Source organism: Methyloprofundus sedimenti (genome assembly GCF_002072955.1).
Taxonomy (GTDB): domain Bacteria; phylum Pseudomonadota; class Gammaproteobacteria; order Methylococcales; family Methylomonadaceae; genus Methyloprofundus; species Methyloprofundus sedimenti.
In genome coordinates this window covers 194,683-217,201 of sequence record NZ_LPUF01000004.1, presented here as the reverse complement: position 1 = coordinate 217,201, position 22,519 = coordinate 194,683, and the positions used below count along the sequence as shown (strand labels likewise).

17 protein-coding genes are annotated in these 22,519 nt (G+C 41.6%); 9 read left to right on the top strand and 8 right to left on the bottom strand.

Going from position 1 to position 22,519, the window contains the following annotated elements; genetic code table 11:
- Positions 1 to 11: 11 nt before the first annotated feature.
- The 6 genes from recB to AU255_RS18555 all read right to left on the bottom strand — a co-directional run bounded on the left by recB (position 12) and on the right by AU255_RS18555 (position 10,869).
- Positions 12 to 3,527, bottom strand: coding sequence for an exodeoxyribonuclease V subunit beta (gene recB / locus AU255_RS18580; RefSeq protein WP_080524378.1), 3,516 nt, complete (start codon positions 3,525 to 3,527; stop codon positions 12 to 14).
- Positions 3,517 to 6,666 carry an exodeoxyribonuclease V subunit gamma gene (gene recC / locus AU255_RS18575; RefSeq protein WP_080524377.1) on the bottom strand — a complete coding sequence of 1,050 codons (3,150 nt, stop codon included), beginning with the start codon at positions 6,664 to 6,666 and terminating at the stop codon, positions 3,517 to 3,519. Before recC ends, recB begins: the two co-directional genes overlap by 11 nt.
- A 135-nt stretch (positions 6,667 to 6,801) precedes the next feature.
- Positions 6,802 to 7,098 (bottom strand): Lcl C-terminal domain-containing protein, encoded by a 297-nt coding sequence (locus AU255_RS18570; RefSeq protein ID WP_080524376.1) that lies wholly within the window; start codon positions 7,096 to 7,098, stop codon positions 6,802 to 6,804.
- A gap of 252 nt (positions 7,099 to 7,350) precedes the next feature.
- Positions 7,351 to 7,623: an oxidative damage protection protein gene (locus AU255_RS18565; RefSeq protein WP_080524375.1), complete on the bottom strand. Its 273-nt coding sequence runs from the start codon at positions 7,621 to 7,623 to the stop codon at positions 7,351 to 7,353.
- 1 nt (position 7,624) lies between these two features.
- A complete protein-coding gene (mutY, locus tag AU255_RS18560; RefSeq protein WP_080524374.1) occupies positions 7,625 to 8,668 on the bottom strand; it encodes an A/G-specific adenine glycosylase in 1,044 nt (347 codons plus the stop codon).
- Positions 8,669 to 8,754: 86 nt separating this feature from the next.
- Positions 8,755 to 10,869: an AsmA family protein gene (locus AU255_RS18555; protein ID WP_080524373.1), complete on the bottom strand. Its 2,115-nt coding sequence runs from the start codon at positions 10,867 to 10,869 to the stop codon at positions 8,755 to 8,757.
- A 256-nt stretch (positions 10,870 to 11,125) separates the two neighbouring features.
- On the opposite strand from AU255_RS18555, the gene AU255_RS18550 reads away from it, so the two are divergent.
- The gene (locus AU255_RS18550; protein ID WP_080524372.1) at positions 11,126 to 11,371 is read left to right on the top strand and encodes a hypothetical protein; all 246 of its coding nucleotides are present in this window, start codon (positions 11,126 to 11,128) and stop codon (positions 11,369 to 11,371) included.
- A gap of 107 nt (positions 11,372 to 11,478) precedes the next feature.
- Here AU255_RS18550 and AU255_RS18545 read toward each other — a convergent pair whose 3' ends face one another.
- Positions 11,479 to 12,084 carry a peroxiredoxin gene (locus tag AU255_RS18545; protein ID WP_080524371.1) on the bottom strand — a complete coding sequence of 202 codons (606 nt, stop codon included), beginning with the start codon at positions 12,082 to 12,084 and terminating at the stop codon, positions 11,479 to 11,481.
- Positions 12,085 to 12,649: 565 nt separating this feature from the next.
- Here AU255_RS18545 and AU255_RS18540 point away from each other — a divergent pair.
- The gene (locus AU255_RS18540) at positions 12,650 to 13,159 is read left to right on the top strand and encodes a hypothetical protein (RefSeq protein ID WP_080524370.1); all 510 of its coding nucleotides are present in this window, start codon (positions 12,650 to 12,652) and stop codon (positions 13,157 to 13,159) included.
- A gap of 211 nt (positions 13,160 to 13,370) precedes the next feature.
- The gene (locus AU255_RS18535) at positions 13,371 to 14,264 is read left to right on the top strand and encodes a phosphoribosylaminoimidazolesuccinocarboxamide synthase (RefSeq protein ID WP_080524369.1); all 894 of its coding nucleotides are present in this window, start codon (positions 13,371 to 13,373) and stop codon (positions 14,262 to 14,264) included.
- A 47-nt stretch (positions 14,265 to 14,311) separates the two neighbouring features.
- Here AU255_RS18535 and radC read toward each other — a convergent pair whose 3' ends face one another.
- The gene (gene radC / locus AU255_RS18530; protein ID WP_080524368.1) at positions 14,312 to 14,986 is read right to left on the bottom strand and encodes a RadC family protein; all 675 of its coding nucleotides are present in this window, start codon (positions 14,984 to 14,986) and stop codon (positions 14,312 to 14,314) included.
- A gap of 107 nt (positions 14,987 to 15,093) precedes the next feature.
- On the opposite strand from radC, the gene coaBC reads away from it, so the two are divergent.
- From coaBC to AU255_RS18500, 6 genes are all read left to right on the top strand, one after another.
- A complete protein-coding gene (gene coaBC, locus AU255_RS18525) occupies positions 15,094 to 16,275 on the top strand; it encodes a bifunctional phosphopantothenoylcysteine decarboxylase/phosphopantothenate--cysteine ligase CoaBC (protein ID WP_080524367.1) in 1,182 nt (393 codons plus the stop codon).
- Positions 16,268 to 16,723: a dUTP diphosphatase gene (gene dut, locus AU255_RS18520; RefSeq protein ID WP_080524366.1), complete on the top strand. Its 456-nt coding sequence runs from the start codon at positions 16,268 to 16,270 to the stop codon at positions 16,721 to 16,723. The genes coaBC and dut overlap by 8 nt, the downstream gene beginning before the upstream one ends.
- Before the next feature lie 59 nt (positions 16,724 to 16,782).
- Complete coding sequence (locus tag AU255_RS20965; RefSeq protein WP_080524365.1) at positions 16,783 to 19,323, top strand: phosphomannomutase/phosphoglucomutase; 2,541 nt, start codon at positions 16,783 to 16,785, stop codon at positions 19,321 to 19,323.
- Positions 19,324 to 19,440: 117 nt separating this feature from the next.
- Positions 19,441 to 20,328: an acetylglutamate kinase gene (argB, locus tag AU255_RS18510; protein ID WP_080524364.1), complete on the top strand. Its 888-nt coding sequence runs from the start codon at positions 19,441 to 19,443 to the stop codon at positions 20,326 to 20,328.
- Between the two features lie 288 nt (positions 20,329 to 20,616).
- Positions 20,617 to 21,615: a hypothetical protein gene (locus AU255_RS18505; protein WP_143736026.1), complete on the top strand. Its 999-nt coding sequence runs from the start codon at positions 20,617 to 20,619 to the stop codon at positions 21,613 to 21,615.
- Between the two features lie 244 nt (positions 21,616 to 21,859).
- A complete protein-coding gene (locus AU255_RS18500) occupies positions 21,860 to 22,063 on the top strand; it encodes a hypothetical protein (RefSeq protein ID WP_080524362.1) in 204 nt (67 codons plus the stop codon).
- Positions 22,064 to 22,519: the final 456 nt, after the last annotated feature.

Sequence of the window (22,519 nt, the reverse complement as noted above, 5' to 3'; positions counted from 1 at the left end):
CAAGCATTGTTTCACCCTGCACTAAATAGTTCTGCTAATTCATTAATCCGCTGCTCGTCCGGTAGATCACTGTACACTCCGCTCATCGCCTGTTCTGCCTGCATACCGCGGACAAACAAATAACGTACCCCGCCAAAATGTTCGGCATAGTGATAATCTGGCAGGCGCTTTTGTAAATATTGATGTAAAACCACGCTATACAGCCAGTATTGCAAACCGTAATTATGCTCGCGCATTGCTTGAGTCAAGGTATCAGGTTGATAATCACTCAGGGCATTGCTTTTATAATCCAGTACATAGTAGCGGCCCTGATAAACAAAAATTAAATCAATAAAGCCGGTTAAATAACCCTGCATTTGTTTGTCTGATAAAGGTTGAAAGGCGGGACTGTCTTGCAGGATGAAATTAATCTCTTCGGTAGCAAAATTGGACAGGCTTAAATAAAAGGGCATTTCTTTTAAACAGGATTGCTCAGCTAGATTGGCTAGGTAAAAATCACTATCATCATGGTTTAGTGGCGTTGTGACTGTTTGATACAGCAGTTCATTCAGAATAGTTGGCGTTTCAATTTTTAGACCATAGCGTTGACAGGCTGAGTCTCGCTGCTGGCTTATCTCTTCCCGTCTTGCCAGTGCAGCAAAACTAATATTTTCCAGTAAATCGTGGATAACATTACCGGTATGCGCGCCTTTTGCTAATGCCAGTGGGGCCTGTTCTGCCAGTTGTGTCGTATCATTGCTTTCTTCCGCTTTATCCAGGGGCAATTCTGCGGCTTCATGCAGGCTTAAATAGGATAAGGCAGTGTAACTGCTCATTTGCCAGTTGCTGTATAAATGCCGTTTTTGTGCGGGTATCGCTAAATCTGTATTGCGTTCAGTTGCCTGATAAGTTCCCTGTACAACATTGCCGGTTTCTAGCAACTGATAGGCAAAACTTTGTGGATAATCGGTCGCCAGCTGTTGTAATTTTTCTTGCTGTTGTGTGAAGGGAATATCGGCGTGTTGATATAAAAGATAAGCCAGTGCGGATTGATTCGGTTTGTTGCTTGAGCGACTATCCAGCCAGGTGACATAACAGCGATATTTAGCACGCGTCAGCGCGACATATAAAATACGCAAATCTTCGGCTAATTCTTCTTGCAAGGCTATTTCCCGGTGTTGCTCAAAGTTGTCTGAACCCAGGTCTACCAGCATTTCATCTTGCGCATGACAAGTAATGATCTGTTTTTCTTTTTCCAAACGATCACTGCGCCCCCAAAGATAGGGGCAGAATACGACCGGATATTCCAGCCCTTTTGAGCGGTGCATGGTGACAATTTTGACCGCATCGGCATCGCTTTCCAGACGTAATTGCTGTTCATCGTTGACATTATTTTCTGCGGTGATTGCAGCGCGTAACCAGTCGATAGTCTTAAGTAATCCTAGATGCTCATCCAGACTGGCCTGTTGCACCAGTTCCAGTAAGTGATGTAAATTGGTGATTTGTCTTTCTGCCTGAGAAGTGCGGGTAAGATGTACACGCACATTCTCCTGGCTTAGAAAGCGTAACATCATCGCCATAAAGCCTTTTTTCTGCCATAACTCATGGTAGTCCTGAAAACGACTTAACCAGGCACCTAGTTGTATTTCATCATTCAGTGTTTGGTACAGTTGCTGCCCATCCAGCGCAAACCAGGACAGACTTAAGGCCTGTTTTAATAAGCTCATATCCCCCGGTTGCGCCAGAGCTTGCATAAGCTGATGTAAATCACGGGCTTCAGTGCTGGAAAATACCGACGCGGTGCTGTTTAATACTGCGGGTATACCAGCCAGGTTTAAAACCTCTTGATAAAGCACGGCCTGCTTATTCGTGCGTACCAGAATGGCAATATCAGCCGCCTGTAAAACGCAATTTGCTGTGTCGCTGTGTACGCTGACCTCGCCGTTGAGTAACAAAAGGATTTCATTAGTAATTGCAATTTTAACTTCATCAGCGGCTTTAGCATTCGTCCAGTACCCGGTTTTGGCATCACTTTCTGCTAGTTGCCATAAAGCCAAAGGCGCGAGGGGCTGACTATTGTGTACTAACGTCCCCTTTGCTGAATCCAGGGCCGGTTCAACGGGATTAAATTCTAAATCCTCAAAGACAAAAGGTTTAGTACACTGACTAAAAAGCTGGTTTATGGCAGCCACTAAATCAGGATGTGAACGCCAGTTTTTACCTAAGGTGTAGTGATGTTGCGCTTGCTGTTTGGCCTGTAAATACGAATGAATATCTGCGCCGCGAAATTTATAAATGGCCTGTTTCGGGTCACCAATTAAGTATAAATATTGCTCGGGGGCGGCAAATAAATGTGAGAAAATATGCCATTGGTTTTGGTCGGTATCCTGAAATTCATCAATCAAAGCAACGCGATATTGCTGACTAATCACTGCTACCAGTAACTCACCGCCAGCATTCGATAGTGCATCTGCGGTACGGGTAATCAGGCTATCATGGGACATGATATTGAGTTGCTGTAAACGTGTCTCCAGATTTTTTTGCAGCTCTTCGGCCAATGCGCGGCGTAGTACCAGACTGACTTTTTGACTATAGGTCATTAACAGGTCAAAGGCGCTGCTATCAAAATCCAGTTTATCTTTATGTGCAACGCGTATTTCTTTGGCCAGGTTGTCACTGCTAAACAGCTTAAAGTCCGCTTCACCTGGACACGGGCAGTTATAATCTTCAGCAGCCTCGGCTGTTGCCTGTAGCCATTGCTGTAGGCTTTGATAAGCCTCTGGGAACTTATCGGTTAATGGTTTTTTAAAATAACCTAAGTTGACAGCTGCTTCTAATGATTCGCCCTGTAGCTCTAAAGCTTTTTTTGCGGCCAGTGCCTGTGTTTTCAGTGCGACTAATAAACTGTCTAAATCTTCAAGTTCAGGGTAGATAGCCAGTGTCGCGGGATACTTCCCCAGGCTTGCCAATAAGGCATCGGGCGTGTCATATTGATGACATAGTAAAGATACTTCCCAGGCATCACGCGGATAAATCTGTGTCCGCCAGAAATCTTCGACCATTTGTTGCCGTACAGCATGGGTCTCGTCACTGAGTTCCACATCAAACATTTGTCCACTTTCTAAGGCATGTTCTTTTAACAAACGCTGGCAAAAACCATGTATGGTGAAAATCCCCGCCTGATCGATACTTAATAAGGCAGTGTTTAAACGCTGTATGGCAAGCTTTTCATCTATCTCACTACTGGCAATAAGCTCCTCGGCCCACTGGCTAATAGTTACATCAATGTTTTCTGATGATTGCCCGGTTAAATAGTGTTTGGCCTCCACTAACCGTGCGCGCACGCGTTCTTTCAATTCCTTTGTGGCTGCTTTGGTAAAAGTAACAATTAATAGCTGATCAATGGCGTAGTTCTGCTCCACCACAAAACGTAAGGCCAGCATCGCGATAGCATAGGTTTTACCCGTTCCTGCACTGGCTTCTAATAAATTAATACCCGGTTTTAATTCAGTCGTAACAGGGTTGAAATCCTGATGATTAGCTGGCATTGACAGCCTCCCATACAGGTAGTAATAATTGCTGACAGTAATCTTCAAATTCCTTATTCAATATACTTTCTACATTTTCCAGGTTTTTATAAAGTAGCTGTAATTCAGGTTCATAGACTTGCTCTATGGCATGGTTTAAGGCTTCTTGTGCTTTGATGATAGCGGGAACAGAGCTGCGACTTTTGGGCTTGTTTAAGGCGCATTGTTGTTTAATATAGGCAAAAGCGGCTTCAGTAAAAAAAGCATCCGGACGGCTTTGCCCTTGCTGATAACAGGCGATAAATTGCTCTAATTCATTGCCATTGATATGTTCCGGTAAAAAACTGATATAGTCATCCAGACTCACCAGGTGGGTAATATGTTCACCTTGCCGGTTAAGTATTAAATGTTCTAGCCAGGCAACAATAAAATCCTTGCCCTTTAAGGGGGAGTAGCGATAAATCAAGCTTGCATCGCTGTATTGATTTTGCAGGGTGCCTACTAAACGTACCGAACCTACGTTTAAATCTACAGCGATAGGGTCAGTGTTAGTTCCCGCTTGTTTAGATGTGATTTTTTCGACAAATTTTTGAATTTCATGCTCTTGTGCATTAAAGAGGATCACGCCTAATTCTCCTGAAATCCAGCGACCCTGAGCTTTAAGTTTAGCCAGCGATAAATTGCGCTGCTGTAATTTTTCTTCAATCCATTGATGATTAAGCAGATAACTGTCCATCCCTTCTATCTTGAAAGGCTCGTGTTCTTGTATATCACCTTCAATGTTTTCCAGGCGAATAGCCAGCTGTTGTTGCAAAAAGTATTTTTGCGGGTGGCGATAAAAACGCAACAGGTCCTGAATTTCTATAATGTCTTGTGAATCTGCTTTTATCTGGCCTTGCCACCACGGCTTATTTTCTACCGTACCGTCGTTCAAGGCTCGTGTTGTCGCATAATCGGTCTTGCTATAGCTGATCAAACGAGGATCTCCCGTAAAATAACGCGGACTGAAACTTTGTAAGGGATGCTTGATCACTAAGCTATCTATTTGATAATCTGTGTGCATGATATCCAGTAACTCATGTATCACCACTGAGGCTGGTATTTCCTCATTTTCGCTGATAGACTGGCCAATATAGGTGATAATCACTTGCTGACGGGCCGAGAGCAGAATTTCCAGAAATTGATAACGATCATCGGCGCGCCTGGATCGGTCACCCGGCTGAAAGTCATTGCCTAATAAATCAAAGGTCAAATGATGGTCAATATGCGGGAATTCGCCCTCATTCATGCCTAATAAGGCAATGACTTTAAACGGAATAGTACGCATCGGTAACATAGAACAAAAAGTGAGTTGACCGCGCAAAAATCCATTTGAGGATTTTATCTCTTCAACGCGTTCCTCCAGCCAGGCTAAAATAACGGCTAAAGGAATCGCTTGCTCATGTACGCTAGCAAACTGTTCTCTCAGCTCCAGAAAAATTTCATTCATCTGTTGTTTTTCGGCTTGTTGAGCAGATTCCATTTGTTCAGCTGGAAATAATAAATCCGCATAAGCCAGGAGGTGTTCTGCCCATTCTGCCAGGGTATAGTTTTTAGAGAGTTTGCTACTGGCTTTAAATAATAATTGCAGAAAATCATGCAAGCCCCCCAGTGCCAGTGCTACGGCACCCTCAATCTCACTATAAGGCAAGATGCCGGCAAAAAAATCATCCTCGGTACCGACGGCATAACCCATTAATAGCCGATCCAAACCCGCTTGCCAGGTATTTTCTGCTGATTCAGGTAAATTGAGTTCTTTTTTATGTATCGCTGATTTCCCCCAGCGTATATGGGTATCTGCAACCCAGTGACGGATTAATTCCACATCGGTTTCAGTTAAGCCGAAGCAATGATAGACCTCCTCCTGGCTTAATAAATCCATCACCTCTTGCCAGCCAAAACGACTTTGTGTCAAACGTATAAAACGCAGAAAAGCATCAAAAGTACTATTACTGCTACGCAAACTGCGATCAGCAATGGCATGTTGTATATCATCAAAGACGCCACTGATAAACGGTGCATATTGTTGTATATCGGGAGCCATCACTACGATATCGCGTAACTCTAGCTCATGATCTGTTTCTAAAGCCTGTAACAGCTGATCCTTTAATACTTCCACTTCGCGCATCCGTGAATGGCAGGAATGAATACTAATCGAATGATCATTCTCTGTGGGCGTGACGGTCGTTAAGTTATTCAGCATATCATTTTGTAATTGCTGTAAATTACTCAGTGATGCTGCTTCACACTCCTCAAAGCTATCCAGTTCCAACTCAAATGCACGATCAAGTAACATTTGCTGAAACTCTCTGCCTTGCTGTCCCAGGCTGGCTAATAGTGGATGTCCATTTTCAAACTCTTCCAGATCCGCACGCTTTCTCGCGACGATATCTGCCCAAAAGGCTTGTGCAGGATTAAGCAGATAGAAATGCACCTGGGTATGTCGTGCGAGTCCTTGTAAAAATTCCATAAATAGCGGTGGCATGGTATTTAAACCAAAAATAGAAATGCGCTCAGGCAGCTGGTCACTTAATGCGCCTTCTTCAAGTGCATTAAATTTAGCGATGGTTTGTAACCATAATGCGCCACGATGTTGTTCGCCTGTCTGCTTGATGATAGCCAGCCATAGGGCTTGCTGCCATTTTTCAGTATCAGTAAAATAATGTAATTTTCCCTGTTGCCAGTCATTTAACAACGTCGGGCGCATCATTTGATATTGATCAAACACCTGGGCTAAGTGTGTCGCCAGTTGAAAGCGTTTTAGATCGGTATTTTCACCACTGATATAGTGTTTTAGCGTAAAAAAAACAGGCTCATCCAGTTCGCGTAATAAAGATTCAAAACGCCATACCATTAACTCACGAGCAAAAGTATCTGTCTGTAGGTGTCGATGAATCTGCAGCGCCATTTGGCTAAAAAATTTAGCAGGGAATAAAAACTCGAAATTAGCAAATACCTGAAATTTTGTTGCCAGTTGTTGCGATAGCCATCGTTCCATGCCCTGGCTTTGAATTAAAAAAACTTCTTTGCTAAAGGGAGAGGCTAAGGGCGAGGTTCCGATAATGGTGCTGAGATGCTCAAGTAAATTTTCCGTTTTATTGGAACTGTGTAGGATAAACATGGTTTTCCAGGTTGGGGAGCGGCTGTATAAAGAGCTGTCAAATAATAAGGTATTTCTCGGGGAGTGGGCTTTAATCTGAGCAGACTAGCGAAACAGGCAGCTTTAAAAAAAGCATACTCCCCGGTCTAGTAACAATCAAAAGGCCCTTATTGCGCGTATTCTGAAAATTGTATTTTTTGTGCGAGTACTTTGACCGCCAATACCAAAGCTTTGAATCCAGGCATAAAAATTATTGTATTCAGTCGAGCTCCAATAGTTCTCACTTTTGAAGTTTCCGACCAAACCTCTTTGGTAATACAGCAAGGTTAACTCGTTAAGTGACGGCAAAAACCAGTCAAGATATCCACCAAATCTATAATTATTGGCCAGTTCAGCTGCATTTACATCAAAGACCAGTACTAATCCGATTATTATTAAGATCATATGCTTCATAGTATTTCCCGGCCAGGGTTATGGATAATCAGCTTTTAAAAAAACCTGCTCGGCTTGCTTTCTATTCACGCTCCATGCGCTGAAAATAGCTATATTGCGAGCTTTAGCACCGGCCATTGATTTCATTTTATGCCTACTGATTTACAGGAGCAAGGATAAAAAAGGGAAATAACAGGGGGGGGATGCAGAATAAGGGGGCGTAGAGAAGCATAGCCCCAATAAATCTGATTTGCGGATAAAGTCTGCTGTCGTCTAGCTTTTAGGCGGAATATAACCTTCAGGCATTTTGAAGTCAGAGCCAAATAAAAATTTCTCTCTTTCTTCTTCAATCATTTTTTTCGCTTTAGGCTCAAAGCTTGCGAGGCGATTTTCATTAATCAGCATGGTTTGCATGCTAACCCATTCCTTCCAGGCTTTCTGGGAGATATTATCATAAATATATTGCCCCTTAACGCCCGGAAAAGGCAATGAATTCAAGCCTTCTTCGGTTGTACCTAATTTTACGCAGTTTACATATCTTGTCATTTTAGTCCTTGTTTAGTTCATCAAATAATTGTTTAACAGGCGCGGGTAGCGCAATATTTTTGCTGTGCCCATGTTTATACCAGAGAGACGTTTCACCTTCCAGCACAATATTTATAGGGTTTTCTACTGTTAGTACTAGTGGTTGATAATCCAGATGATAATGAGAAAAGGTGTGTCGCCTTACTGGTAATGATTGCTGCTTGGTAACCACTATAGACTTCTTCAGTAACCATGCATCCAGGTCTGTCTGGCTAGCTAATTCAGGCACACTCCATAAGCCGCCCCAGATACCGGTAGGCGCTCTTTTTTCCAGCAAAATTTGCTGGTCTGTATTTATTGCAATAATAAAGATACTCTGTTTTACAGGTATTTTTTTACGGGGTTTCGGTGTAGGAAGTTCATGTACTTGTTTTAATTGTAGAGCCAGGCAATCCGATTGCAATGGGCACACAGTGCACTTGGGTTTTGCCCGAGTACAGAGTGTTGCCCCTAAATCCATGATAGCCTGTGTGTAATCAGCGACGCGTGTTGTTGGTGTATATTGCGTGCTTATTTCCCATAGTTGCTTATTGACTTCTGAGCCCCCGGTCCACCCTTGTATGGCTTGAAAACGGGCTAATACCCGGCGTACATTGCCATCAAGAATTGCCTGGCTTTTATTAAAGGCGATACTTAAAATAGCGCCTGCTGTTGACAAGCCTATACCTGGCAAGGCGACTAATTTCTCTAAAGAATCGGGAAAGTGCTTTGCCTGATTAATGATAATTGCTGTTTTATGCAGATTTCTGGCACGTGCATAATAGCCCAAACCAGCCCATAGACTGAGCACCTCATCTAAAGGCGCATTTGCCAAAGCTTGTATGTCCGGGTATTGCTGAACAAATTTATTAAAATAAGGAATGACAGTGACAACCTGAGTTTGTTGCAGCATGATTTCCGATATCCAGACTCGGTAAGCAGTAGCAGGGTGTTGCCAGGGCAGATCTTTACGTCCGGATTGATCAAACCAGTTAAGCAGGTTTTGTTGAAATGCAATCGGGCTCATGATTGATATAATAAGTTGCTGTGATGAATGAATGCTTGTTGACCCATTTGCATTAAGCGGACGTTAGTCCGCTTAATGCATGCTATTTAGAAAAAACCTTTTAACAATTTGTTGACGGCTTTACCGGTACCTTCACCTAAGGCCTTATCGATATCTTTTTCGCGTTTATCAATAAATTTGTCCACTTTTTGTTTTTCCTCTTCAGTCATCATCGATTCAATCGAGCTTAAATCAACCGTATAGCTAGGCTCTGAAAAGGTTCCTTGAACTTTAAGAGCAACTGGACGGTTCGCAACATTTTTGCCTCCTTTCTTGGCTTTTGCGACCACTTTGTAATCCAGTGCCTCATTAACTAAATTTGCCGTTCCTTCTCCTGAGACTTCAATTGTTGAAGATTCTGCAAAAAAATCTGGATTATTAATTAACCCCTTTTTAATGGTAGCTGTGCCTTTAATCACGGTAAATAAAGTCTGTTCATCAGCATAGTTTTGCTGCATTTCTTTACCTTTAATTGCAAGCCGGCCTACATCTATTATTTTCTGCAAATTAAATCCTCTGACAGCTCCATTATCCAATGAAAAATTTAGCGTACCATCCAGACCAGATTTAATCGCAGTCATGGTATTTCCAGTAGTATTTAAATTTGCTGTTATATTGGCCAGTCCTTTTAGTTTTGCTTTACTATCAGGCTGTAGAGCATTTAACAGAGGCTCTAACTGAACGCGGGTCATTTTTTCATGTAAGGAAATGCTTGGTGATTTACCCTGGGCATTAATAGTGATTCGTCCTTGGTAATTTCCTTGATACAGTCGCTTAACCGTCTGTTGGGTCTTTAAAATACCTTGTTTTGCTTGAATGTTTAAATTTACTCCCTCCATTTTCAACTTTGCTGCTTTCAGTTTTGCGATCTGTAAATCGCCATTAATATTAAGTGTACGCAAGGTGTCCATTGGTAACAGAGTGGCTTCGCTAATCGCTGCTTTTACTTTTGCTACAGGCGTTTTTCCTGGTTCAGGCTCCTGTTTGGGCGCGCTGTAACGATCCACATCAATATCATCAATTGCTAGCTGAAAAGTTATTGCAGGCTGATTAAATTGCTTAATGTGTGTATAACCATTTATATGTGTGTCATCTAAAGTGGTTGTCAGCTTTTCGAGTGCTACGGAGTCTTTTGTGCCTTGTAAATCAAAGCTCATGGCAAGCTTTTGTAAAACATTTTTATCAGTCGTTTCAGGAATGCTCATAGCAAGTTGTTGCATTAAACTTTTCGGGCTAAACGGCTCAATTTGTAGCGCTCCTGCATAATGAGGGTCAGTCTGTAACTGGGTGGTACTAATGTTTCCAGTCAATTTAATAGTATCGCTATTTATGTGCAGGTTTTTAAGTGCCAAAGTCTGGGCTTCTAAATCCACTGCTATTGCAGATAATAGTTGTGCGCTGAATACGCCTCCTGGAATCGATTCGCCCTTAGTCACAGAATCCAGCTGAAAATTATTTAACTGAATTTTTTGAAATGTTTCATCAATTACCAGGCTGGTAGACAAAGACAGTTGTTCGGTTATTGCAGGGTCCTTATTTTCCAGCAGAAAAGCTATTTTGATTGCGATAGGTTCATTAAAAACAACAGCACCAGAGCTAAAGTTAAAATCTTTAACCACAATATGTTGCCCCGATTGCTGATCATCCCAACTGACCTTGGAGTTTTCTACCACTAATCCGCCAATTTCTATGGCCGCCAGACCTGAATCAGAGTCACCGGTTTGTTGCTCTGATGCTACTGATTGATCTTCCGCTGGCTTTGCTGTTAAGTCATACCAGTTACTCACTCCTTGTTTATTCTTCTCCAGGTGTACTTCCAGATCTTTTAAAACAATGGTACTGACTTCCACTTTTTTGGAAAATAAAGGCAGCAATTTGACTTTAATATCTGCTTTACCAATTACGGCAAAAGGTTTTTCTGCAAATCCGGGTGCATTACCCAAGAGTATTTTTCCTGTAGAAACTCCTAGCCAGGGGAAAACAGATAAATCCAGGTCACCTTCAATTTTCAATGTGCGACCAGTTCTTTCCCGAGCGGCTACTTCCATTTCCCATTTATAATCATTTACATCAACAACAAGAGGAATAATTATTGCTGCTGCAACAATAAGCAAAGCCACTGAAGAAAAAATCATTAAAATTACTTTAACTAACTTTCCCATTTATATCTCCCAGAATTAAAAGTAAGATTTAAAAACAAAATGCACATACTCGTTAGAGCAGGTATATTGCTCAGTTGTGTATATTGTAGATGCTGAAACTGAATACTTTTGATAAACAGTACTATGCAAGCTCTAAATGACATTATAAACTAACCACTTATTATAAAGTGTATCCATCAGACATTAGCCATTTAGATTTCAATAAAGGCCTTCTTTATTAGATAATTTGTCATGACTAATAAAACAGGAATAGATTATGTTAATTTTAATCAAACTTGCTGCTATAGCTACGATAGTCATTTTTTTCCAGACTGGCAAACATAATGGAGAAAATGGCTTTAAATGGGCCTTGATAGGTTTTATTGGCTTTGTTTTAGGCTTTGCCATTTCTATGACAGTGATAGGCGAAACGCTTATTTCTTTTGTTGTTGCCTGTATCGTGGTGTATTTTACCCGCTTGCAGTTATTAAAAATGCTTTCTAAGGCTAAAAATAACTACTGAAGTGTAGCCACCGAGTTGCTCTGTGTTATTTCTGTGTCCATCTCGCAGGCATAAAAAAAGCGGACTATAACAATAGCCCGCTTTATTGTTAGCTATAAAACGGAGACTTATAGTTTGTCTGAGTTTTTGCTCAAGTATGCAGCTACACCGGCTGGAGATGCATCCATACCAGCATCGCCTTTATTCCATCCGGCAGGACAAACTTCACCATGCTCTTCATGGAATTGTAAGGCATCAATCATACGTAACATTTCATCAATATTACGGCCTAAAGGCAGATCATTAACAACTTGATGACGAACCATACCTTGTTTATCAATTAAAAAACTACCACGATAAGCTACTGCTGGTGCATCAGCTTCAACATCATAATCTTTAACAATTGTATGTGCCATATCTGCGGCCATTGTATAACGTACCTTGCCAATACCACCTTCATTGATCGGTGTATTACGCCATGCGTTATGTGTGAAATGAGAATCAATTGAAACTGAAATTACTTCAACACCACGGCTAGTGAAATCATCCATTCTGTGATCCAGCGCAATTAATTCGCTAGGGCAAACAAAAGTAAAATCTAGTGGGTAAAATACCACAACCGCATATTTACCTTTTGTCGCGTCTGAAAAGCTGAAAGAGTCAACAATTTCGCCACTACCTAAAACAGCAGGAACCGTAAAATCTGGTGCTTGCTTACCTACTAATACACTCATGTGTTTCTCCTAAGTTTGATGCTAGTGAATTTACTCTATATATGTGCCCACCAAAAAATGGGGTGATGGAATTCTACACTAAAATGGTGGGTATTTCACAAAACAGAAAACATTTTCTTTTTTTGTGACGAATTATAGGATAATTAACATTGTGACAACTTGATGACAGCCTGCAAAAAATATTGATCACTCAACAGATAAAGTTGAATGTTGTTTGTAATTTAAAAAAATATTTAAAACCATCATCAAGATATGAAGTTAGTTTTCAATGATTGAACTTATAATTCACAATAACAATGAATATAATCTATAAGTCTTTGTTTTACATTGCAGGCAATAATGGCATGTTATTTGCTATTATTTAATTAGTATAGAAAGAAGAAGAGCCTTGCTCTTCATGTTGTTCAAGGAGGAGCTGAAAATAAATGTAATTTAATGAGGTCAAAAAAATGAGCATTTACCCCCTTTCATTACCCTTTGCCGCACATCCGTTAAATAAGAATCACTTTCAGTATTCTGATCTTATGCAAGAAAAGGCCAATGGTAGCGTTGATAAGGTTGAGTCATGATTAAGTATAAACATATTACAGAGCCGGATTCATTCGGTTTTCAAGTCCGAATTGTAAGGCGCGGCAAAGAGAATAGCAGGTATTTTTCGCATAAATTATGGGGCAGTAAAAATAAATCCATAAAAGCGGCCATTGCCTGGCGCGATCAAATGTTAATTGTTTTAAAAGGCAGTAAAACTCGTTTTTTAAAACCACCTAAAAATAAAACCACCACAGGTTTAACGGGTGTTTCCAGAACCATTAAGTTTGACCGCAGAAAAGATAAAAGTTATCTGTGCTACACCGTTTTTTGGGTCTGTAACGGCAAATCGAAAAATAAGACATTTCAAGTTGGCAATGTAGAAACAATTACAGCTGATGATGAGTTACATGCTTTCAGAACTGCTCGTTTATTCAGAAGCTGTTATGAATATGCAATCGATAATGACCTGACTTTCGATGATAGCCAGTTTGCAGGCTGGAAAAAGAAACGTATATATGAAACTTATTTCTGTTTTGTGGCTTGATATAGACAGTGAACGAATATAAACGCTAGCCTGATTTTAATCGATTATACTTCGAGTGGTCACGGATGCGGTTGTGTAGCGCGCTGATTTTGAACTAAAGTAAGCCGTAGTTGTGACCGCGTGAAGTATAGAAATGCGCATTATTTAGCCGGTAAGATGGATTATCATATAAAATAGCAGTTATTATTTTATTTAACCTCATCAGATAAATATGAACGCACCTGCTGCTTTATTTGAATCCTCTATCTCTAATCTTAAATTACGTGCACGGGGAAAAGTACGTGATATTTATGAGATTGATGATAAACATTTACTTATTGTAACGACAGACCGTCTATCGGCTTTTGACGTTGTCTTGCCTGACCCTATTCCAGGGAAAGGTCTTGTACTGACTTCGGTATCAAATTTCTGGTTTAATAAAATGGCGGATATTATTCCTAATCATTTAGCCAGTCTTAACCTGGCAGAGGTCGTTCCAGACGCAAATGAGCGGGCGCAAATTGAAGGCCGTGCCATTATTGTTAAAAAGCTAAAGCCTCTCCCTGTTGAAGCGATTGTGCGTGGCTATTTGATTGGTTCAGGCTGGAAAGACTATCAGCAAACCGGGCGTGTCTGCGGTATTGAATTAGCAGCAGATCTGCTACAGGCACAACAATTACCTGAAGCCATCTATACGCCTTCCACTAAAGCAGCAGTCGGTGATCATGATGAAAATATATCTTTTGCTCAAACCATCCCCTTGTTAGGTATCGATATAGCAACTAAGGTGCGAGATGTCAGTATAAAGCTTTACACAACTGCAGCGGCGTATGCCAAACAACGTGGCATTATTATTGCCGATACCAAATTTGAATTTGGTCTGGATGATGAGGGCAAACTGTATTTAATTGATGAAGCGCTAACGCCAGATTCTTCACGCTTCTGGCCTGCAGACCAGTATCAGGTTGGTATCAGCCCACCAAGCTTTGATAAACAGTTCATTCGCGATTATTTAGAAACACTCGATTGGAATAAAACCGCGCCTGGCCCTAAATTACCCGATGAAATAAGGGCAGTCAGCAGTCAAAAATATCAAGAAGCGGCACGTAAACTAACATCTGGTTAGCTCTGGAGCTCTACTTTGCAAGGGGAATAGGCTTAAACCTGCTCCCCTTATAGCAAGCCGTTTTCAGCAAATGAATAAGGCTTGCCATCACCAATGATAAAATGATCCAGTACTCGTATATCCAGCAAAGCTAAAGCCTCTTTTAGCTTGGCGGTAATCAGTTTATCTGCCTGGCTAGGTTCAGAAATTCCCGATGGGTGATTGTGTGCAAAAATAAGCGCAGCGGCTTTATGTTCTAAAGCTTTTTTTACCACCTCTCTGGGATACACACTGGCACCATCAATTGTCCCCCGGAAGAGTTCCTCAAATTTTAAAATATGGTGCTGGTTATCTAAAAACAGACAGGCGAAAACCTCATGCGGGTAATGTCTTAATTGATTGCTTAAATAGGCGCGCGTTGCCTCTGGACTGGTTAATACATCACCACGCTCCAGCACTTCAAAAGTATGTCTGCGCGCCATCTCTAATACAGCTTGTAGTTGTGCGTATTTAGCATTACCCAGACCTTTAGCCTGGGTAAAGGTGGCGCAGTCTGCCTGCATTAAGGCGCGTAAGCAGGTAAACTCGACTAATAGATCCTGTGCTAAATCAACGGCTGATTTACCCGGACTGCCTGTGCGCAGAAAGATAGCTAATAATTCGGCATCCGTTAGGCTAGCAGCACCTTGAGCCAGTAATTTTTCTCTAGGCTGCTGGTCAGCAGGCCAATCTTTAATTCCCATGATTGTTTTCCCTGTACTATAACGTAATCATTTTATTGATTTAAGCATAGAAGAAAAGCTTAACTCTTGCCATAATACTGACTTTAAATATTAAAGGGTATTTTTCATTGAAGCGTGTACTTTTAGGTATTAGCGGCGGTATTGCTGCATATAAGTCAGCCGAGTTGGTTAGATTACTCGCCCGACATGGATATGATGTAAGAGTCGTTATGACCGAAGCTGCGACCCGGTTTATCAGCCCACTTACATTACAGGCTTTATCAGCACATCAGGTACACACTCAGTTGCTGGATGCAGAGCAGGAAAATGCCATGGGCCATATAAATCTGGCGCGTTGGGCTGATATATTGTTAATTGTACCGGCAACAGCGAACAGTCTTGCAAAGTTCAGTTATGGGCTTGCAGATGATTTATTAAGCACCTTATATCTTGCGGTCGACTGTCCGGTTTATATGGCGCCTGCAATGAATCAGGCGATGTGGCTTAAGCCTGCCACTCAGGAAAATATTAAACGCTTAACGCAGCATGGAGTGATCATTATTGGCCCCGAGGAAGGAAGTCAGGCCTGTGGAGATATAGGGCCCGGGCGCATGACCGAACCTGAAGCCATTTTGCAGAGTATTAATGCACACAGTAGTCCGGGTATTTTACAGGGTAAAAAAATTCTGATTACTGCGGGGCCCACCCGTGAGCGATTGGATCCGGTGCGTTATATTACTAATCGTAGTTCCGGTAAGATGGGTTATGCACTTGCCGAGCAGGCCCAAAAGCTAGGTGCACTGGTTACATTAGTCAGTGGCCCGGTCACATTATCTGCACCTGAATATGTCAATACCGTTTTAGTGGAGAGCGCTGCAGATATGTATGACGCAGTGATGAAGCACATAGCAGGGCAGGATATTATGATCGCAGCAGCAGCTGTAGCGGACTATACTCCTGTTCATGTACAAGAGGAAAAAATCAAAAAACAAAACGAGCAAACTGAACTGCATTTACATAAAACTAAAGATATTGTTGCCAGTATCGCCCGCCTAAAAAACAAACCCTTTACCATCGGGTTTGCAGCAGAAACCCAGCATCTGGAACAATATGCCCTGGATAAGTTACAGCGTAAAAAACTGGATATGATAGCTGCCAACTGGGTTGGTCAGGTAGAAGGGGGCTTCGATTCTGCTGTTAATGCGCTTCAGGTGTATTGGAAAAATGGCCAAAAAACATTTACCATGACTGATAAAACGCGACTTGCCAGTCAGCTATTGGTATTAATCGCTGAGAGATTAGATGCATAAAATACAACTTAAAATATTAGATTCACGCCTAGGTAATGAAATTCCTATGCCCGGCTATGCAACTGATGGCTCGGCAGGAATTGATTTACGCGCCTGCCTTGATGCCGATGTTATTTTACAGCCAGGCGAAACCATCTTGATTCCAACAGGAATCGCTCTACATATTAATGATCCTCAACTAGCTGCGGTTTTATTACCCCGCTCCGGCTTAGGGCATAAGCATGGAATTGTACTTGGTAATCTGGTGGGCTTGATTGACTCTGACTATCAAGGACAGGTTTTTGTCTCATGCTGGAATAGAGGGCAACAGGCGTTTATAGTCAAGATTGCTGAACGGATTGCACAAATGGTCTTTGTGCCTGTGGTACAAGCTGACTTTGAAGTGGTCACTGAATTCAGACAAACAGACCGCGGGGAAGGAGGTTTTGGACATACCGGACGTCATTAACAAAGCAACGATAAATGGTATTCTGATTTTAAGGAAAGTATATAAACAAAAGGTTTTCTATGGGACGGATTTTTTCTTTTATTACTGTCGTCGTTATTCTAATGACGATATTATCGGGCGCAGGTATTTTCTATCTCTCGCAAGCTAGCGATAATAAGATAAAAGAGCATGCCTTTAAAGGGTTTGTAAAAGTAACTGCACAAAGTATTTCTACGCGTACCCAATTTTTAAGTGAATCCATACGCTTTATAGCTCAATCACCTGAGCTTGTAGAGGCGCTGAATCAGTCTGATTTACCTCGTGCTAAAGCACAAGTGCAGTTAATGAGTGCGTATGTGCCTGATGCCATGGCTTTCAGGTTATTGTTACCATCCGATAACGAGCCAGACAACTCGATTATTCCTCACCTGGGCTATGCTGATTTAGACCTGGTAAAAAATACCTTTCAGCAGCCGCAATTGCCTTTAATACAAGGAGAGCAAGGAAAGCACCGTCATCTGGCAATAACTTATGGTATTGTACAAGAAGGGCATGTTATTGCTGTTATTCTGGCCAGTTTCAATTTTCAAGATTTGCAGCAAAGCTTTAATATACTATCCGGGGAGGGGATGTATATAGAATTGAAACAAGCTGATGTTGTCTTATTTTCTCATGGTCATGCTGATATAAAATCATTAGGCAAACACTTCTCATTTAATGTAAAAGATACCGCCTGGACCGTCTTATGTTGGTACGATGACAGCCTGGATTTAACGCTGGTAAATCTGGTTATTGCCATCATTCTTATTGCCCTGTTTATTTCGGGCCTTTCTTGCTATATAGGTTTTCGGAAATTATCTTCACTGTTAATACAGGACAAAGGCTCTGTTTTAAAAGCGACGAAAGATGTACTGGCAGGTCATGCAGAGGGTAACTATCCGGTTAAATTGAATGTACTGAGTAAGTTTATTTCTGCCATTATTCGGGTAAAACGTGAACATGATATTAACAATGCTAATATTGAAAATGATTTAGCCCCCGTTCACGTAATTGATAAGTCTTTTCTTGGTTCTCCACCCGTGGATATTGACGTAAAATATGTTACAGGCGATCAGGCTGAGGCTATTATTTCGCATAGTGAATCTGCCAATAAACAAGCTATTGTAGAATCTAAAATTGAACCTTCATTAAGTCCTTTGCCGTCAGTTGACAAACCAATGAACACCACAGAAAAAAAATTGAGCCCTGCTGATGTCATTTTTCGAGCTTATGATATACGGGGTATTGTTGATAAAACACTTACTGAAGATATTGTTTACGATATTGGCCGGGCGATTGGTAGCGAAGCCCTGGACAAGGATATTAAAACTATCGTTACCGCTAAAGATGGCCGGATATCCAGTCCTGTTTTAAGTAAAGTGTTAATCGATGGTATTCTCGCAACGGGTACTCATGTTCTGGATATAGGTACCGTTCCCACTCCCGTCTTATATTTTGTTGCACACCACCATCAATGTCATTCAGGTGTTATGTTGACGGGCAGTCATAACCCGGCAAATTATAATGGCTTAAAAATAGTGCTTGCAGGTGAGACCCTGTCAGGCGACAGAATTCAAGGTCTGAAAAAGCGTATAAACAGCCATAATTTGTATGATAATAAAGCCGGAAAACTGACTGAAAAAAATATATTTACCAACGAATATATTGGCTTTATTACTGATGATGTTCGGATTGCACGGCCTATGAAAATCGTGATTGATGCAGGTAATGGTGTGGCCAGTAAAATAGCGCCTATCCTCTTTAGAACTTTGGGCTGCGAAGTAATCGAATTATTTTGTGAGATAGATGGAACTTTCCCAAACCATGAACCTGATCCGAGTAAACCTGAAAACCTGACGGATTTAATTGCCGCAGTTAAGGGACATCAGGCTGATGCTGGTTTCGCCTTTGATGGCGATGGTGATCGCCTCGGTGTCATTGATTCTTGCGGTAATATCATTTGGCCAGATCGACAAATGATGCTGTTTAGCAAATATATCCTGGCCAAAAACCCCGAGTCTGAAATAATCTACGATGTAAAGTGTAGCCGTAATTTACCCGCGCAGATTATAAGAAATGGCGGGACGCCTATTATCTGGAAGACGGGACACTCTCTTATGAAAGCTAAACTTAAACAAACGGGGGCTATTTTTGCGGGAGAAATGAGTGGCCATCTGTTTTTTAATGATCGCTGGTTCGGCTTTGATGATGGCTTATATTCCGCAGTGCGACTCATCGAAATACTATCAGAAGACACGCGTGACAGCGCCATGGTTTTTGCAGATTTCCCTGATAGCCCCAATACACCTGAATTAAGCATCAATCTGGAAGAGGGCGAAAACTTTGCTTTTATGCAGCAACTGTTTGCTAGCAAAAACCTTCCGACTGACGGCAGAATAACGGATATTGACGGTCTACGTATCGATTTTACCGATGGATTTGGATTGATCCGGGCATCCAATACCACACCGTCCCTGGTGATTCGTTTTGAAGGTGAAACACAGGAAGTTTTGACACGCATTCAAGACCAGTTCCGGCTGTTGATTCTGGAAATAAAACCGGAAATTTCCTTACCTTTTTAACTCTCGACAAAAAATTATTAGGAGCGCAATAGCTTTAGTTATTGCTGTAGCCAGAAAAAAGCTAAAGCTTTTTTACTCCTGTAGAAAAAATTTCAATAGCAAACACTAACAGCAACTATGAAAGAAAAAATTGCCAATGGCATAGCCCACGTCCTGATAGAATCTTTACCTTATATCCAGAAATTTAAAGGTAAAACGGTCGTTATCAAATATGGCGGCAATGCCATGATTGATGAAAATCTTAAAGCAGGCTTTGCACAGGACATCGTGTTAATGAAATTAGTCGGCATTAACCCTATCGTGGTACATGGTGGAGGCCCGCAAATTGGAAGCCTACTGGAACGCTTAAATATTAGCACTGAATTTGTTAACGGTATGCGTGTCACAAATAGTGAAACCATGGATATCGTGGAAATGGTCCTGGGCGGGCAAGTCAACAAGGATATTGTTAACCTGATTAATATGGCCGGTGGAAAAGCAGTCGGCTTAACCGGTAAAGACGGTGATTTTATTCGTGCGCGTAAAATCGATATGACACAGTTTAATAAGGCATCAGGTGCTTCTGAAATCTTTGATATAGGCCATGTCGGAGAGGTCAGTTCCATAGATCCCTCGGTAGTAAAGATGCTTAGCCAAAGTGATTTTATTCCGGTTATTGCTCCCATTGGAGTAGGTGCCGATGGGCGATCATATAATATCAATGCCGATTTAGTAGCCGGAAAAGTTGCTGAAGTCTTGAAAGCTGAAAAATTAATATTACTCACCAATATCCCCGGTATTTTAGATAAACAAGGCAGCTTATTGACAGGGTTAACGCTTGAAAATATAGATAGCTTAATAGCAGACGGAACCATATCAGGCGGCATGATTCCGAAAACCCGATGTGGTACAGATGCCTTAAAAGGCGGTGTCAGCAGTGTGCATATTATTGATGGCCGCGTTGAGCATGCTGTTTTACTGGAGCTATTTACCGATCAGGGGGTTGGTACTCTGCTGATAAATTAAGCGTATTCCATAGAAATCCAGAAACAGGGCTATGGATTTCTATTGTAGCGTTAGGACTGGGGGAGAAGTGAGTCATCTATATTGACTGGCTTTCCTCTGATCGAATGAGATGCCATTGCAGTAATACATTACTGGAAAAGTAGATGATTAAATAAATCCACCTTTAACGGTGATATAATCAAAAGAGAGGGGTGCTAATGTCTCCTATACAAGGTTATGGCAAGCTCAACGCGCCTTCGGCAATGGTTGGGATATTATGGTTCCCTTAATACAAAGAAGGTTTTCACCATGAAAATGATTGTAATTTCTTCAAAATCCTTACTCAGCCAAACGCTGGTTATAATATTGGCATCGATATTTTGCACCTCTGCGCTAGCTGGCGACCAGAAAAGATCTCAGGTTTCAAAACACGATTTCGAAGGGAGCGACATCTTCAATGGCAATGGAAAATTCAAAGACAATAGAGATAATTTACCTGCCTCTCACCAGAAAAGACCGCAGATTCCAAAACACGATTTCGAGTGGACAGGCACCTTCAGAGGTAATGAGCCATTCAATGGTAATGACGAAGATTTATTCGCCCCTCAAGTGGTGGGGCAACTTACTGTCCGTGGCAAATGGCAAACTAGTGAAAACGGTAGGTTTTTCAATTTATATATGGAGATGGGAAACGAGGATAGCGACACCTGGGTGGAGAACCTGATCTACGAGGATAAACTCTATTCGATCACGCATAAGTGGCATACAGTACTCCCACCCATTTTGCCGGATGGCAGCAGTATTCTGGGGAAATGCTTTCAAAATCAGGTATTCAACACTGAAAATCCGCTTGAACCCCTGCCCATTACCGTAGATGGTTTTAATCGCGGCCTGGCAAGCGCGCGATTAGTGGGCCGCGAAAAGATTGGCGGGAAAGCCATGAATCATTTCCGCCATACCTGCCTGGCCAAGGCTGCGCCGCAGTTAATTCCCTTTTTGCCCTCTGACCCAGGTGACACTAACAACCCGATTGCGATTTCCTTCAAGGTATTTTCGGATATCTATGTGCCAGCGGGGCGTTCGTATCCTTGGACGAAATGGCTGCAATTTGGCGATGGCGTTGGCCCCGACCCCCAACAGGACGAGTGGTTCCTGGTCAATAAATCGAACCGCCATCCGGATGACATTATCCTCCCAGATCAATGCGAGTTAGAGAATATATGGCCAATCTTTGGAGACAAGACTTTGATCTTTACACAATATACAACCTGCACTAACCTCGTTCCATCAAAAGAACCGGAAGATTGAGAGGTTTCAAACAGGGCATGCTTTGAGTGCCCCGGGCATTCAAAGTTGTGGAATGGGTATATATAAGTAGGTATTTATTCAGCATTTACCGATAACATCGTGAAATATTTGTAGTCAGAATCACCCTGATACCCGAATTAAAGATAAAGAAGAGATAAAAGGGATAGAGACTATAAAAAACAGGCATATTTATATTACCCTCCCATGCCATAAGCTATGCTTTCATCTTTAGGAGAATTAATCCATGCGACCCACTCTTAATATCGATGATCAATTAGTGATGCATGGCAATCTTCAGGCGACTCAACAAGGTTGTACCTTAAAAACAGCTTGTAGAAAATGCGCTACGCAAATAAATGCTGGCAGGTTTACTTTATTTAAAATGACCTTGAACATCCCTCTGGAGTTTTCAGGTTTGTTTCAAAATCAAAAATTTAGGTTTACTTAGGTGTGTTATAAATAGGTAGAAAACTATTCTATCGCTGGAAATCAGGGCAACAGAGCCGTAGTGAGGTGATGATTTTTAGTCCATAGTTGGCGACAGGACAATTTGCCAATCCGAAGTGTGCGATCAGCGCGCGAGGGAGGCAAAAATTACATCGTCAAGCCATGTGCGGGATCCTTAACGAAGCAGGATTTTGTGCGTAGTTGAAGCGGATGTGGGGCGTACCAAGGCACAAATCACTTGCCGCGTGGCGAATCGATTTTTGTGACAGGGTGTCCCAAAATCTTTCATGAGGTGACGGTGGTAGGCCTAATTGCAAGGCCTGAATATCCCTTTGGAAAATTCTGAGTTTTCCAAAAGTTAAATATTTGAAAAAATCGAAGCGTAGCAAAGAATTCTTGAAATATTTTTCTCCATAATTCTATAGTAGACTGCGTACGCTACTCAAGCATGGCACAT